We start from the raw sequence: 14598 nt of genomic DNA on the forward strand, positions 1-14598 counted from the left end.
CCGTTGTGAACGGGTCCGGACCGAGCAGCCTGGTACTGCTTGTCGTTAAAATCAGTTTTCTGGCGCTATTGTGGGCATTTGTCCTGGCTGCCGTCCGTGCGGTCCGGCTGGACGTGTTCGGGCCGACCAAACGCCACCAGCAGCACCTCCAGGCGGCAGCACGCGCGCCCCGCCCGACACCGGCACCGACACCGGCACGCCAAGCCCCACCAGCACCATCGCAGAACAAGCCTCCCAGCCGACGTTCGCGAGCACCGAGCAAGCTTGTCGTTACGAAGGGTCAACTTGCAGGGACAACGCTTCCACTCGGGCCCATGCCTGTCACCATCGGACGGGCACAGGACTCGACTCTGGTTCTGGAGGACGACTTCGCATCCGCGAGACATGCAAGACTCGTCCCCCACGACGGCCAGTGGTTCGTCGAAGATCTGGGCTCAACCAATGGCACATACCTCGACCGCACGAAGGTGACCAGTCCCATGCCGGTACCTCTCGGCGCGCCGGTCAGGATCGGGAAGACCGTCCTGGAGCTCCACCGGTGAGCCTTAGGCTTCACTACGCCGTTCGCTCGGACGTCGGCCATGTCCGAGAAGGCAACGAGGATTCCGCCTATGCGGGCGCACGCCTGGTAGCCGTCGCGGACGGCATGGGCGGGCACGCGGCCGGCGAAGTGGCCTCCTCTACCGTGATCTCCCAGCTGGCCGGGCTGGATGAGGATGCCAGCGCCAGCGACATTCTGGATGCGCTGGCGGACTCGGTGGACCAGGCCAATGCCGCGCTGCGCGCGATGTCCAGCGAGGACGGATCGCTGGAAGGCATGGGTACCACGGTCACCGCGTTGCTGCTGTCAGGCAGCAGCCTCGGCGTGCTGCATGTCGGCGACTCACGCGCCTATCTGCTCCGCGATGGTGCCCTCAGCCAGGTAACCCATGACCACACGCTGGTCCAGGATCTGGTCGACCAGGGACGGATCACGGCCGAGCAGGCCGACACCCATCCACAGCGGTCCTTACTCATGCGCGCCCTCGACGGGCGCGACGTCGATCCGGATCTGTTCATCCAGAACGCGGTCATCGACGACCGCTACCTGCTCTGCACGGACGGCCTGTCCGGGGTCGTGACCGAAGTGACCATCCACGAGGCGCTGCAGCTGACCAGCCCCCAGGAAGTCGTCGACCGGCTGGTCGAACTCGCGCTCAAGGGCGGTGGCCCCGACAACATCACGGTCGTCGTCGCCGACGTGGTGGAAGACGGTCACGAGGACGACTACCGCCCGCTGATCGCCGGTGCCGCCGCGGAGAAACGGATCGTGCCGGGAGCCGCGGCGGCCCGTACCGGCCCGAACCCGCAGTTCCCCGACCAGGACTCACCGGCCGCCAAGGGAGCCCGGATCGGCCGGCACGGCACCCATCGCCGCGACCCGGAGCCGGACGACGTGCCCGATGACGTCTCAGCCCGGCGGTACCTCCCTCGGCCGCTGCTCGCTGGTCTGTGCGCCGTCGTGCTCCTCGGTGCCGCCGCGCTGGGTGCCTGGTTCTACATCCACAGGCAGTACTACGTCGGTGTGGACAACCAGCAGGTAGCAATCTTCGAAGGTGTCGATGGAAACTTCATCGGGATCTCCCTGCACACGTTCAAGGAGCCCGCACAGCCGGCCATAGCGCTGACCGAGCTCAAGCCGATTGCCCGCGACACGGTGAAGCGCGGCTACCAGGTGGGCAGTCTCGGTGAGGCCCGCGACTTCATCAAGACCCTCCGGGAGCAGATGATGTCGGCCATCGCGGACCCCGCCCCGAACAGCACGGCACCGGCCGTGACGGCCAGCGCGGCACCGACGCCCACCGCGGGTGCGGGCTCCACCGGGGGGGCGGAGCCCGTCGGGAGCCCCCAGACAGGCTCCGGTAGCGTTTCAGCCCAACTGCTCTGTGGCACCACGTCCTTGGCCAGCTGCGCCTCGTCGCTCGCCACACCAGGATGACGCCCGCAGGATGACAGCTCTCCCCCCGCTCCGCGGCAAAGCGGTCGACCTCACCGGAACCTTCGCACGGTACCCGGTCCCGGTCGGAGCGCAGTTGCCACCGTACCGTCGGCGGGAGCTGTGGCTGTTGCTGTTCGCGGGCCTGCTCGCGACCGCCGCGCTGGCAGCCGTGGTGCTGGCGATCGACGGGAGCCTCACCCTGTCGGTGTTCACCTATGGCCTCGGTTTCAGCGCGCTGTGGGGACTCGCCCATCTCGCGGTACGGCGGTTCGCACCGGCCGCCGACCCCATCCTGCTGCCATTGGTGGCGGCCCTCAACGGCCTCGGCCTGGTCATGATCTATCGATTGGACCTGGCCAAGGCCGCCGCCGCCGTCCGGGCGGGTAAACACATCCCGCCTGGGACCGCCCAGCTCCAGCTGGTGTGGACGCTGCTCGCCCTCATCGTTTTCGTCCTCGTTCTGGCCATCGTCCGGGACCACCAGACGCTGTCGCGGTACGCGTACACCGCCGGCCTCGCCGGGCTGGTCTTTCTGCTGCTGCCCGCCATGCCGCTGGTCGGCGCGACCATCAACGGCGCCCGGCTGTGGCTGCGGATCGGCCCGTTCACCTTCCAGCCCAGCGAAATATCGAAGATCATGTTGATGATCTTCTTTGCCGGCTACCTGGTGAACAAACGCGACGTCCTCTCCGTGGTCTCCCGGTCCTTCCTCGGGATGCACTTCCCGCGCGCCCGCGATCTCGGACCGGTCCTCGTGGCATGGCTGGCGAGCCTTGGCGTCTTGGTCGTCGAGAAGGATCTCGGGTCATCCCTGCTGTTCTTCGGGATGTTCCTCGTCATCCTCTATGTCGCGACCGAGCGGGCGTCCTGGGTCGTCATCGGCCTCGCCCTGTTCATGCTCGGGGCGGTACTGTCCTACAAGCTGTTCGGGCATGTCCAGGTCCGGGTGGACGGCTGGTTGCACGCCTTCGACGGGGACAACCCCACCAACAAATCGTTCCAGCTGGTACAAGGCCTGTTCGGGTTCGCGGCTGGCGGGATCACCGGCACCGGGCTCGGGCAGGGCAGCCCTCAGCGGGTCCCCTTCGCCAACACCGACTTCATCGTCGCGAGCATCGGCGAGGAACTCGGCCTTGCCGGGATCATGGCGATCCTCGTCATCTACGGGCTGATCGTGACACGTGGCCTGCGAGCCGCCGTGGGCGCCCGTGACCCGTTCGGCAAGATGCTGGCGACCGGCCTGTCCGCGTCATTGGCCCTACAGGTCTTCGTGCAGGTCGGAGGCGTCATGCGGCTTATCCCGCTGACTGGTCTGACCCTGCCGTTCATCTCCTACGGAGGATCATCGATCGTTTCCAACGCCGCCATCATCGCGTTGTTGCTGCGGATCAGTGACTCCTACCGGCGCCCCGCGTCGGCCACGCCAGCCGCGCCGCTGTTCGACCCGACCGCGGTGGCCGACAGCCCCACGCAGGTGGTAAAAACAACATGAACCCACCCATTCGCAAAGTCGCCATCGCGTGTCTGCTGCTGTTCAGCGCACTGCTGATCAACGCCAACTGGCTACAGGCCAAGAACGCGGACACGCTGCGGCACAAGCCTGGCAACGCCCGCCAGATCACCGAACGGCTCGAGCGGGAGCGGGGTTCCATTGCCGTCGCGGGCGGCCAGGCAGTCGCGAGCTCGGTCCCGGTGGACGACGAGTACAAGTTCCAACGGCAGTACCCGGCCCCGACGCTCTACTCCAACATCATCGGGTACTACGGGCTGTACACCTCCGCGGGCCTGGAACGCTCCCAGAACGACTTCCTGTCCGGTGAGGACCAGCGGCTGTTCGTCTCCAAGGTCTCCGACCTGGTCACCGGCCGCGAACAGCGGGGTGGGAGCATTGTTACCACGTTGGTGCCGCAGATCCAGCAGGTGGCAACCACAGCGCTCGGCAACCGCAAGGGGGCGGTGGTGGCGCTCGACCCGAAGACCGGCGAAATCCTTGCCATGGTGACGAACCCGACCTATGACCCGACCCCGCTGGCCAGTCACAATGAGACGACGGCCAGTAAGGCCGCTCAGGCGCTCAACACCGACCCCGACAAGCCCCTGCTCAACCGCGCGACTCAGGAGACCTACCCGCCGGGCTCGACGTTCAAGGTGATCGCCGCCGCGGCGGCGCTGGCCGCCGGCCACCACCTGGAGGAACGCATCGCGGCCCCCGACCAGCTCCAGCTGCCGCAGAGCAAAACCGTACTGCCGAACTTCGCTGGCGAACGCTGCGGTGACGGCCAGACCGACACCCTCATCCACGCCCTGACGATCTCCTGCAACACCGCGTTCGCCAAACTCGGCATCGACCTCGGCCACGACGCCCTGCGAGCACAGGCCGAGGCCTTCGGCTTCAATGCGACCGTGCCGGACTTTCCCCTGGCACAGGTGGCGAGCGTCTATCCGACCGCATCGCTCGACGGTGCGCAGACCGCGCAGTCGGCCATCGGGCAGTTCGACGACAAGGTCACACCGCTGCAGATGGCCCAGGTGGCCGCGGCGATCGGTAACAACGGGGTCATGATGCGGCCCTACCTGGTGGCCGAGCTGCTTGGCCCTGACCTGAAAGCGATCAGCCGGACCGAACCCGAGGTCTACAAACGACCGGTCAGCGCGGAGGTTGCCGCGAACCTGAACACCATGATGCAAAGCGTCGTCACCAGCGGCACCGGCACCAAGGCACAGATCCCCGGAGTCGCCGTCGCCGGCAAGACCGGCACCGCCGAGCACGGCGACAACGAGCCCCCGCACGCGTGGTTCATCGGCTTCGCCCCGGCGGTCAACCCGACCGTCGCCATCGCGGTGATCGTCGAAAACGGCGGCGGCGAACTCAGCACCGGCGGCGCGGTGGCCGCTCCCGTGGCCCAGCAGGTCATGAAAGCCGCATTGGGCATCCGCCGGTGACAGCCCCGACGCCGCCGGGCTTCGGCGAACCGCGCCCCGATGCGGCGGTCCCGGCCAGCCAGTCGGTGGCGGCACCGCCGGCCGCGCCAGCGGTCGCGCACCCCTTCGGCGGCTCGGCGAAGGGCACCCTCCTCGATGGCCGTTACCTGCTGGAAGGACGCATCGCCACCGGCGGTATGGGTGAGGTGTGGCGGGGCCTCGACCAGACCCTCGGCCGTCCCGTCGCCGTGAAACTGCTGCGCCCCGAGTACGCCAGCGACGAGTCGTTCCTCGTCCGTTTCCGCGGCGAGGCACGCCACGCCGCCCGGGTGTCGCACCCGGGTGTGGCTTCCGTCTACGACTACGGCGAGGTCATCGTCCAAGGTGACCATCCGACCGCGTACCTGGTGATGGAGCTGGTCGAGGGCGAACCGCTGTCCGCGCTGCTGCACCGGGAGAAACGGCTGTCCCCGGAGAAGACCCTCGATGTCCTCGGGCAGGCCGCGGACGCCCTGCAGGCGGCACACGCCCTGGGAGTGGTCCACCGTGACGTCAAACCCGGCAACCTGCTGCTGCGTACCGACGGTGCGATCAAGGTCACCGACTTCGGGATCGCCCGCGCGGTCGACGCGGCACCGCTGACCGCGACCGGCATCATGATGGGCACCGCGTACTACGTCTCCCCAGAACAGGCGTCAGGGCGGCCGGTGACACCGGCGAGTGACGTGTACTCCCTGGGCGTGGTCGCCTACGAGTGCCTCGCGGGCCGACGTCCCTTCGACGACCGCAATCCGATCGTCGTCGTGATGGCCCACCAGCAGGACGAGCCCCCGCCGCTGCCGCCTGATGTACCCGAACCGGTCCGTGGGCTCGTTCAGGCCGCGATGGCGAAGGACCCGGCCCGCAGACCGGCGTCCGCTGGCGCGTTCGGACGCACCGCCGCCACCATCCGCCGGAATTTGTGGAGCGCCGACGCGACCCGCCGAGGCGTCGGCCCGGGGCCGATATCCCGGGCGGACTCGGACACCACCGCCAGGCGCCCGGGCCCGACCGGTGCCCATGGCGGATCGGACGCCACGACAAGGGCGCCCACCCGGGAGCGGCCACCGTCGTGGACCCGCCAGCCGTCCTGGACCACCAGCTCCCCCGCGGAGATCCGTCCCCGCTGGGACCCGCGGGCCGGCGGGGATGTGGCGTTCCCGAACGGCCAGGAGCCACCGGCCTACGGCTCCGGTCACGCGCCGGGGGGCTCCGCGGCATCTCAGCAGGCTCCCGACAGCGGCGTGGGCCCCACGGGCGGGACAGCCGCCGCGCTCTGGGATGCCCAGACCCACCGTGCCTCCTCCGCCACCAGCCAGCCCGAGGCCCGGCTGCCAGACATCCATGCCTGGCAGCCCTCGCCGCCGAGCCGCACCGCCGGCTCGGCGTTCGATGGGCGGGCAGCCAGACGGCGGGCCGGCGGTGACCGGGGCGGCTCCGCGGCTGCGGGGCGACAAAAAATGTCACTACCCATCCTGATCATCCTACTGATCGTCACTGTCGCCGTCGTCGCGTTGATCACCCGGACGATCGCCGGAAGTAGCGGATCATCCACGAGCGCACCGCCACTGACCTGGGCGGTGCACGTGCCGGGGAGTGGAGGTGGCATCGTCACCGGTGACAACGTGACCGGGAACGGCCGGGTGACAGGGGACCGGATTACCGCGGCGACCACGATCGCTGGGCGTTCACGGCAGGTCCGCGGCTATCAGCCCGGAAAACGGAAGGGCGAGTACGGGTGGCAGGCGTGACTGAGGTGTTCGGGACCGAACCTCGCCTGGTGGGTCAGCGCTACGAGCTGGGTGAGATCCTCGGTTACGGTGGTATGGCCGAGGTTTACCGTGGTCGCGATGTGCGGCTCGGACGCGAGGTCGCGGTCAAGACGCTGCGCGCTGATCTCGCGCGTGATGAGACCTTCCTGGCCAGGTTCCGGCGCGAAGCGCAGTCGTCCGCGGCGCTCAACCATCCGGCCATCGTGTCCGTCTACGACACCGGCGAAGATCTGATCAACGGCATGACCATCCCGTATATCGTGATGGAGTACGTGGAGGGCCGCACCCTGCGTGACGTGCTCCAGCGCGAAGGCCGCTTCACCGAGCGCCGGGCCATGGAAATCACCTCCGACGTGTGCGCCGCGCTCGACTACAGCCACCGGATGGGGATCATCCACCGGGACATCAAGCCCGCGAACGTGATGCTCTGCCTGGACGGCTCGGTCAAGGTGATGGACTTCGGCATCGCTCGGGCGACCACCGCCACCACATCGCACATGACGCAGACCGCCGCGGTGATCGGCACCGCCCAGTACCTGTCACCGGAACAGGCGCGCGGGGTGCGGGTGGACGCCCGCAGCGACGTCTACTCGACCGGAGTGCTGCTCTACGAACTACTGACCGGGCTTCCGCCGTTCCGCGGCGACTCCCCGGTCGCTGTCGCCTATCAGCACGTACGGGAGAATCCGCAGCCACCGTCCACGCATGACCGCGACATCACGCCCGAAGCCGACGCGATCGTGTTCAAGGCGATGGAAAAGGATCCCGACCGCCGCTACGGCACGGCCGGAGAAATGCGTGACGACCTGGAACGCGCTCTTACCGGCCGGCGGATATACGCGCCACCGCTCATGGGTGACCAGCTTGCCACCCGGCTGAACCCACCCGGGCCGTCAACGGGGACGCAGGTGATCTCGCGTGATCACGATGCCTACTACGGGGACGCTTACGGTGATCCCTACGGCCAGACCAGCGGTTACAACCGAGCCGGCTCCGATTACCTCGATCGGACGGGCGACGATGGCACCGGTCCGCTCGACGGCGGCCCGATCGGCGCCGGAACCCCGCCGGAGCCCGAGCGGCGTTCGGCGGCCTGGAAGTACATCCTGGCCGGGCTGTCGGTCGTGGTGGTGTTCGTTGTCGTCACGTTGATGGCGACCAGGTTCCTCGGGGGCGGCTCGTCCACCGGCAGCAGCACAAACACCGCGAGTATCCCGGCAAACATCGTCGGACAGTCCAAGACGGTGGCCACGAACAACCTCCAGAACGCCGGCTTCACCAACATCCGCTCGAACACCGTCCAGAGCGACGCCCCCAAGGACCAGGTCACCGCGGTTGACCCGCCATCAGGTACCAAAGCGGCCAAGACCGCTGTGGTCACCCTCAGCGTGTCGGCCGGAGCCGGACAGCTTGTCGTCCCGCCGGTGGTGGGTCTCACCCAGAACGATGCGATCACCCAGTTGAAGGCGGCCGGGCTCACGCCCAAGGTCGCCACGTTCACCGACGCGACCACGCAGAAGCCGGGCACCGTCCAGTCCGCCGACCCGGATGTCGGAACATCGGTGGCCTCTGGCGACACGGTCACCATCTACGTGGTCAGCCAGCAGATCACCGTCCCCGATGTGACGAACCAGCCTCTCGACGCGGCAAAGGCCACCTTGGAGGGGTACGGCTTCAAGGTGAGCCAGCAGTCCACCGCGAGCAGTCAGCCGACCGGCACCGTAGTCGCCCAGACACCGTCCAGGAACAGTTCCGTCAGCCGCGGCTCGACCGTGACGCTGTATGTGTCGCAGCAGACCGACACCACGATCCCAACCCAGACGGCCACCCCGACGCCGACCAAGACGGCCTCGCCCTCCCCGAGCCCGACGCCATCACAATCACCGACCAGCGCATCCCCAACGAACTCACACACGCCACGATTCGGCAACGGATTCCCGCAGCAGTAGCCCCGGGCCGGACGTTCAGTCAGGCAAAGGCGCTCTGTCGCAGGGTTTCGACCTCGGCCGACAGCTGGGGCGCTACCGACAGCGCTGTGTCGTCACCACAGACCGACAGCCAGCGGGCCAGCAGCAGGTGACCGCCCTGCGTCAGCACGGACTCGGGGTGGAACTGGACTCCTTCCAGCGGCAGAGACCGATGGCGCATTGCCATGACAACACCGCTCTCGGTGCGCGCAGTCACCTTGATCTCGTCCGGCAGTGTCGCGGCATCCACCGCGAGCGAGTGATACCGCGTGGCGATGAACGGCGACGGCAGGTCCGCCAGCACGCCCGCGCTGGTGTGATGGACCACCGAGGTCTTTCCATGCAGCAGCTCGGGCGCCCGGCCGACCGTCGCCCCGAACGCCACCCCGAGCGCCTGATGGCCAAGGCACACCCCAAGCATGGGCACTGCGGCCACGGCGCACGCGCGCACCATCGGGACGCTCACCCCGGCCGCCTCCGGCGTGCCCGGCCCGGGTGAGAGCAGCACCCCGGCAACACCGTACGCGACAAGATCGCCAACGTCGACCTCGTCGTTACGGCGAACGATGCTGTCCACGCCGAGTTGCCCCAGGTACTGCACCAGGTTGAACACGAATGAGTCGTAGTTGTCGATCACCAGGATCCGCATTGACCTCTCCTCTGCCTGGCACCGGCCGGATGCCCCAGTGGAACGCAACGGCGTCGGCCGACCTGCTGTCAGCTCGGCCGACCTCACCTGATCTCAGCAGAACTGACATCATCTGGCCAGAGCGATGACCTGCCGTTACAAGCACAGAGGGACACCGCCGGTTGTGCCCAGCACCAGAAAGAGCTCACGCGGGAAACGGCCCACGCCCCGGCACAGACGGACACGAACCGGCTCGGACGCCCGGCCGGAGGCAGGGCCCGGTCAGCCCTCGGCGGCGTCCCGCCCAGATCCGCCCTGCCCCTCCCCAGCCCCGGCTTTTTCCTCATCCCGCAGCGCCCGGCGCAGGACCTTGCCGACTCCGACCTTCGGCAACGGCTTCGTCCGGAATTCGATGATTTTTGGGACTTTGTACGCAGACAGCTGCTTAGCCGCATACGCCCGCACCTCGTCGACGGTCAGGGAGGCGCCAGGCCGCAGCACCAGGAAGGCCTTGACCGTCTCACCGCGGTAAGCGTCCGGGACACCGATCACGGCGACCTCGGCGACCTCGGGGAGCCCCAACAGAACCTCCTCGATCTCAGTCGGGTAGATGTTGAAGCCACCCGCAATAATGATCTCCTTTTTCCGATCAACGATCTCGAACCAGCCGCCGGAATCCATCCGCGCGATGTCACCGGTGAGGATCCAGCCGTCCGCGGTCAGCGTGGCCTTGGTGGCCGCCGGGTTCTCCCAATAGCCGGCGAACACCTGCGGGCCCCGCACCATCAATTCACCGGATTCACCCACCGGCATCTCCTTGGTGCAGTCCTCACTGTCAACAATCTTCGCTTCGGTGGACGGGACGGGCAGGCCGATCCATCCTGGGCGGGTCGCGCCTCCCAACGGGCAGGCGTGGGTCAACGGTGCGGTCTCGGTCATGCCGTATCCCTCGACGAGCGGCATACCGGTCGCCGATTCCCAACGCTGTTGCAGATCGGCGGAAAGTTTCATCGCGCCGGACAGGCAGCCCCGGAGCGAGGTGAGGTCGGCGTTCCTCGCCCGCGGGCTGTCCAACAGCGCCTGATAAATGGGTGGGACCCCCGGGAAAAGCGTCGGACGATGTTTGGCAATGGCGTCAAATACCATGGTCACATCAAACTTTGGCAACAGCACGACATGCGCCCCGAGCACCATTCCCTGAATCATGCACAGCGTCATCCCGTAGGCATGGAACATCGGCAGCACCGCAATGAGCACCTCGTGCCCCGGACGGGCTCCGACGATCCACGCCCGGCCCTGTTCACCGTTCGCGACAAGATTACGATGGGTCAGCATCGCGCCTTTGGCCGTACCGGTCGTTCCAGTGGTGTACAGCAGGACGGCGACATCGGACGCCGCGGCCTGGACCGATGTGCTCACCGGCGTGGCCCGGCCGGTCCTCAGCACGTCGAGGAAGGCGTGCGCACGGGCATCCGCGGGCAGCTCCGTCACAACTTCGGCGCGTTTTCTGCGCGCCTTGGCGATCGGCAGCCGGAGCAACAGCTGGTCCTTTTTGGGCAGAAAATCCGGAATCGAGGTGGCAATGACCTCCCGAACTTTCGTCCGGCCAGATCGGCGAGCCGCCGCCACCGCCGGGTAAGTACGGTCGAGACAGATCACGTACTCCGCTCCGCAGTCGGCGAGCTGATGGGTCAGCTCGGTCTCGGTGTAGAGGGGATTCGCCTCGGCCACAATCGCGCCGAGCCGCAGCACCGCCTGAAAAGCGATTACATGTTGCGGGCAGTTCGGCAGGACCAACGCGACGCGATCGCCAACCCGGACGCCCAGCTTCGCAAGACCCTCGGCAAATGCGCCGACCTGCTGGGAGAGCGCGCCATAGGTCAGCGTGGTACCAAAGAAAGAAATCGCTGGACTTTTCGGAAATCTGGCCACAATGTTCTCGAACAACTGGCTCAGCGTGATATCAGGGATCTCAACGTCCTTGGGGACACCATCGACGTAGGATGATTGCCACGGCTTGTCAGCATAGGTAGTGGCTTTGGTCACGGTACTCTCCCGCTCGGTCGTCGATCCACCTGGCATCGCGGGTACGCTCCTAGGCTCCCCAGGGCCTCCCAGTACACGAAAAATCATCATCGCGTACTCTCCGGCCACTCGTCAGTTTGCGGTTGGGCATCATTCTGGCAAGAAAACGAACAAGAAACATCCCCGGCGGGCCGGTATAATGCGCCGACCACACGGGCGGGACCCTGGGCCCTCCTCGCTATGGGAGCTACGGAGGCCGCGCGCCGCAACCGCAACCAACCGGGCCGAACCAAGCAGCCAGCCCCGGCGGATCTGGGTGGACACGTTCGGAATGGCACGTTCGGCGAGGCCTGGCGACGGGCCTGTCTACCCTGTGGGACAGCTGGTCCGCGGTATCCCCGGCCAATGCCCGCGGCGGGGGGGATGGCGGCCAGCCCACGAAGCTCGTCACGGTCCTCAAGGAGCCCCGAAGTGCCCGTTTCCCGACGTCGCAAGAAGAAGTCGACTACCTCGCCACCCCAGGCCCCCCAGGTCCGCAAGCGCAAGCCACCGTCTCCGCCGTGGGTAGGCGCAACGATCATAGCACTCTTTGCGATCGGGATCATCTGGCTGCTGATTTACTACTTTTCCAACGGTGGCGTCCCGGGAATGGACAGCCTGGGCGCCTGGAACATCCTGATTGGGTTCGGTTTTGTCGTAATTGGCCTTGGCGTGGCAACGCAGTGGAGGTAATGCGCACCGTTAGTTCTTCCAGGGAGTTCCACGGCTGTCATTCGTCCCCAACGGTTGTCCACAATGTGGATATCCCATGGCGGGAACCCGCTCCCCGCGTGGGCACCCCTCAATTATCACGATGGGTATCCGCGGGGCAACCGTAAAGAGTATGCGACGTATGACGACCACTCGACCGCCGGCTGGATGATCATCTCCTCTATGTGGCCGCCGGGCAACGGAGCCGTGCTCACGCCGAGCAGGCCGAACGGGATCCTGCGCCCGGCCCGGACGGACGGCCGGTGAGCGCGATGTACCGTGCTAGGTGACATGCGGGATGACGAACTCGGTGCCCACGGAGTCGACGCCAGGGCCGCCGACGCACGCGCTTGGTCGCCGTCGTGGCGGCGGGTGATCCTCTATGCGGCGGCCGGGATGATCGTGCTCGCGATCGCGGCCACCGGCTCGCTCGCGTCCCGGTTGAGTTCGCTGGACAACCCAGGCCGTCTCCTGATCGGGCTCAGCGGTGCCGGCCTGCTCGTGCTCGCTGTGCGGGACGCCGTCGCCCGGCCCGCGCTGCGGGTGGACGACGGCGGCATCGACCTGGTGGATGGGATCCACCGGCGGCGGCTGCCCTGGGCCGCTGTGCTGCGGGTACAGGCCAGCACCCTGACACACAACCGTCGTGGCGTGCACATCCACGTTCTCATCGTCGAGACAATCGATGGCCCCGTGCTGCTCAGCCGTCGCCAGCTCGGCACCGCACCCGAGCGGATCGCCGCGGTGGTGGAGGAGATCCGTCGCCGCCACGGCTGACATCCACGACCGGGGTGGCACAACGCCACCGGCCAACCGCCATCACGTGCTCAGGACCGCGGCTGCCAGCAACGCGGCGAGAATGCCGCCCACGGCGACCGCCTGCAACCAGGTCCGGCGTGGCGGCACGTAGGCATACACCACGCCGACAGACAGACCAGTCACAAGACCGCCGATATGACCCCATTTGTCGATCCCGCTGATGGTGAAACTGATGATCAAATTGATGCCAACGACAACGAGGATCGCCGACGTATCCGCCCGCAGCCGTCTGGCGATCACGTAGTACGCCGCGAAGAAGCCGAACACCGCGGTGGATGCGCCGACCGAGAAGGTGCTCCAGCCGTTGACCAAATAACTGAACGTGTTCCCGCCGACGGCACACACCACGAACAGCGCAAGGTAGCGCACCCGGCCGAGAATCTGCTCCAGCTGGTATCCGAGCAGGTAGAGCGCATACATATTGAGCAGGATGTGCAAGATACCCGCATGCAGAAACGCCGCGGTCAGCAACCGGTAGTATTCACCGTGGATCGCTATTGCCAGACCGCTGAGCTCGAAGTCTCGGGTGAAGGCGTTGTCGGTACCGCCGCCGAGTCCCGGCAGCCCCTGTAGGATGTACGCGATCACACACATCCCGATGAGCATCTGGGTGACCAGCCCGGGACGTCCCACCAGCTGCCCACCGAGCTGGCTGCCCGGCCGCCGGGAGAAGCCACCGGAACGGCGGTCCTGCCTGCCGGCTTCGTCCGGGCAGTGGAACCCGACGGCTGCGGGACGCATGCAGTCCGGGCAAATCGGGCGGTCGCACCGCTGGCAGGACACGTAGGTTTCGCGGTCTGGGTGCCGATAGCAGCGCGGGACGAGCGCGGGTCCGCTCCCGCCTCCCGGCGGACCGCCCGCGGGCTGGGCGGGCGGCGTCCAGCCGCCAGGCGGAGCTGGCGGCCCGACCACGGGACGCCAGCCATCGGGTCCCGACGATTGTTGTCCAGCTGGCTGGCCGGGACCGACAGCTCCGCCATCCGAAGCGGCGGCAGCGCCGTCCGGCTCTGACCAAGGTGATTTCGTCATGTCGGCCCCGACCTAAACCCGAGCCGCCTTAGACCGTACGGCGTTCGATGACGACCTGCTGCACCACCACATCGGTGGTGGGACGGTCCTGGGCACCCGTCGGCGCTTTGCTGATCGCGTCCACGATCTCGGTGCCGCGCGTGACCTCACCGAAAATCGTGTGCTTGCGGTCCAACCAGGTCGTCGCCGCCACGGTGATGAAAAACTGGGAACCGTTGGTGCCCGGACCCGAGTTCGCCATCGCGAGCAGGTACGGCCGGGAGAAGCGCAGCTCCGGGTGGAACTCGTCGGCAAACTTGTAACCCGGGCCGCCACGGCCGCTGCCCAACGGGTCACCACCCTGGATCATGAAATCCGGGATCACCCGATGAAAAATCGTCCCGTCGTACAAGGGAGTCGTTCGCTTCTCGCCCGTCCGCGGGTCGGTCCACTCCCGCGTGCCGGTGGCGAGACCGACGAAATTCGCGACCGTCTTCGGCGCCTGGTTTTCGAACAGCAGAATCTCAACGTCACCCTGAGTCGTCCTCAGTGTGGCGTACAGCTCCTCAGCCATGAGTCTTCTCTTCCGTCGTGTCGGTGGTGGCTGATCGCCGGTAGCGGCGAGTATCGCGTCGCGGGTCCAACGACCGCCGTGTCCTCGATGCTCCGCCGATCGTATGCGTCGGAGCA

12 protein-coding genes are annotated in these 14598 nt (G+C 67.1%); 8 read left to right on the forward strand and 4 right to left on the reverse strand.

Translation table 11 applies throughout. The features are described 5' to 3' along the window. The first annotated feature begins 5 nt into the window (after nt 1–5). The 6 genes from MJ785_RS00865 to pknB are packed head-to-tail and all read left to right on the forward strand — an operon-like array spanning nt 6 to nt 8660. Nucleotides 6–542 carry an FHA domain-containing protein gene (locus tag MJ785_RS00865; RefSeq protein ID WP_239309996.1) on the forward strand — a complete coding sequence of 179 codons (537 nt, stop codon included), beginning with the start codon at nt 6–8 and terminating at the stop codon, nt 540–542. Next, nucleotides 539–1978, forward strand: a complete 1440-nt coding sequence (locus tag MJ785_RS00870; protein WP_239309997.1) for a PP2C family serine/threonine-protein phosphatase — start codon at nt 539–541, stop codon at nt 1976–1978. Before MJ785_RS00865 ends, MJ785_RS00870 begins: the two co-directional genes overlap by 4 nt. A gap of 10 nt (nt 1979–1988) precedes the next feature. After that, nucleotides 1989–3470, forward strand: a complete 1482-nt coding sequence (locus MJ785_RS00875) for an FtsW/RodA/SpoVE family cell cycle protein (protein ID WP_239309998.1) — start codon at nt 1989–1991, stop codon at nt 3468–3470. Continuing rightward, nucleotides 3467–4921 carry a penicillin-binding protein 2 gene (locus MJ785_RS00880; RefSeq protein ID WP_239309999.1) on the forward strand — a complete coding sequence of 485 codons (1455 nt, stop codon included), beginning with the start codon at nt 3467–3469 and terminating at the stop codon, nt 4919–4921. Before MJ785_RS00875 ends, MJ785_RS00880 begins: the two co-directional genes overlap by 4 nt. Then, nucleotides 4918–6690 (forward strand): protein kinase, encoded by a 1773-nt coding sequence (locus MJ785_RS00885; protein WP_370651579.1) that lies wholly within the window; start codon nt 4918–4920, stop codon nt 6688–6690. The genes MJ785_RS00880 and MJ785_RS00885 overlap by 4 nt, the downstream gene beginning before the upstream one ends. Further along, a complete protein-coding gene (gene pknB / locus MJ785_RS00890; protein ID WP_370652713.1) occupies nt 6678–8660 on the forward strand; it encodes a Stk1 family PASTA domain-containing Ser/Thr kinase in 1983 nt (660 codons plus the stop codon). The genes MJ785_RS00885 and pknB overlap by 13 nt, the downstream gene beginning before the upstream one ends. A gap of 19 nt (nt 8661–8679) precedes the next feature. Here pknB and MJ785_RS00895 read toward each other — a convergent pair whose 3' ends face one another. Together MJ785_RS00895 and MJ785_RS00900 are read right to left on the reverse strand one after the other, a co-directional pair. Then, nucleotides 8680–9327 carry an aminodeoxychorismate/anthranilate synthase component II gene (locus tag MJ785_RS00895; protein ID WP_239312509.1) on the reverse strand — a complete coding sequence of 216 codons (648 nt, stop codon included), beginning with the start codon at nt 9325–9327 and terminating at the stop codon, nt 8680–8682. 261 nt (nt 9328–9588) lie between these two features. Then, complete coding sequence (locus MJ785_RS00900; protein WP_239312506.1) at nt 9589–11352, reverse strand: AMP-binding protein; 1764 nt, start codon at nt 11350–11352, stop codon at nt 9589–9591. Between the two features lie 402 nt (nt 11353–11754). Here MJ785_RS00900 and MJ785_RS00905 point away from each other — a divergent pair, with 402 nt between their 5' ends. Both MJ785_RS00905 and MJ785_RS00910 read left to right on the forward strand, forming a co-directional pair. Beyond that, nucleotides 11755–12063 carry a cell division protein CrgA gene (locus MJ785_RS00905; protein WP_239312503.1) on the forward strand — a complete coding sequence of 103 codons (309 nt, stop codon included), beginning with the start codon at nt 11755–11757 and terminating at the stop codon, nt 12061–12063. Nucleotides 12064–12372: 309 nt separating this feature from the next. Then, nucleotides 12373–12858, forward strand: a complete 486-nt coding sequence (locus MJ785_RS00910) for a PH domain-containing protein (protein WP_239379897.1) — start codon at nt 12373–12375, stop codon at nt 12856–12858. Nucleotides 12859–12900: 42 nt separating this feature from the next. Here the strand turns inward: MJ785_RS00910 and MJ785_RS00915 are convergent, their stop codons facing one another. Further along, nucleotides 12901–13641, reverse strand: a complete 741-nt coding sequence (locus tag MJ785_RS00915; RefSeq protein WP_239376227.1) for a rhomboid family intramembrane serine protease — start codon at nt 13639–13641, stop codon at nt 12901–12903. A 316-nt stretch (nt 13642–13957) separates the two neighbouring features. Continuing rightward, nucleotides 13958–14482, reverse strand: coding sequence for a peptidylprolyl isomerase (locus MJ785_RS00920; protein WP_239312497.1), 525 nt, complete (start codon nt 14480–14482; stop codon nt 13958–13960). Nucleotides 14483–14598 lie beyond the last annotated feature (116 nt).

Source organism: Protofrankia sp. CiT1 (genome assembly GCF_917627335.1).
In the GTDB taxonomy this organism is placed as follows: Bacteria; Actinomycetota; Actinomycetes; order Frankiales; family Frankiaceae; genus Protofrankia.

What these genes read in the sequence shown, in the direction of transcription:
- MJ785_RS00875 (WP_239309998.1), top strand. Translation starts at nt 1,989, where the DNA reads ATGACAGCTCTCCCCCCGCTCCGCGGCAAAGCGGTCGACCTCACCGGA.
- MJ785_RS00880 (WP_239309999.1), top strand. Translation starts at nt 3,467, where the DNA reads ATGAACCCACCCATTCGCAAAGTCGCCATCGCGTGTCTGCTGCTGTTC.
- MJ785_RS00895 (WP_239312509.1), bottom strand. Translation starts at nt 9,327, where the DNA reads ATGCGGATCCTGGTGATCGACAACTACGACTCATTCGTGTTCAACCTG.
- MJ785_RS00905 (WP_239312503.1), top strand. Translation starts at nt 11,755, where the DNA reads ATGGCGGCCAGCCCACGAAGCTCGTCACGGTCCTCAAGGAGCCCCGAA.
- MJ785_RS00910 (WP_239379897.1), top strand. Translation starts at nt 12,373, where the DNA reads ATGCGGGATGACGAACTCGGTGCCCACGGAGTCGACGCCAGGGCCGCC.
- MJ785_RS00915 (WP_239376227.1), bottom strand. Translation starts at nt 13,641, where the DNA reads ATGCGTCCCGCAGCCGTCGGGTTCCACTGCCCGGACGAAGCCGGCAGG.
- MJ785_RS00920 (WP_239312497.1), bottom strand. Translation starts at nt 14,482, where the DNA reads ATGGCTGAGGAGCTGTACGCCACACTGAGGACGACTCAGGGTGACGTT.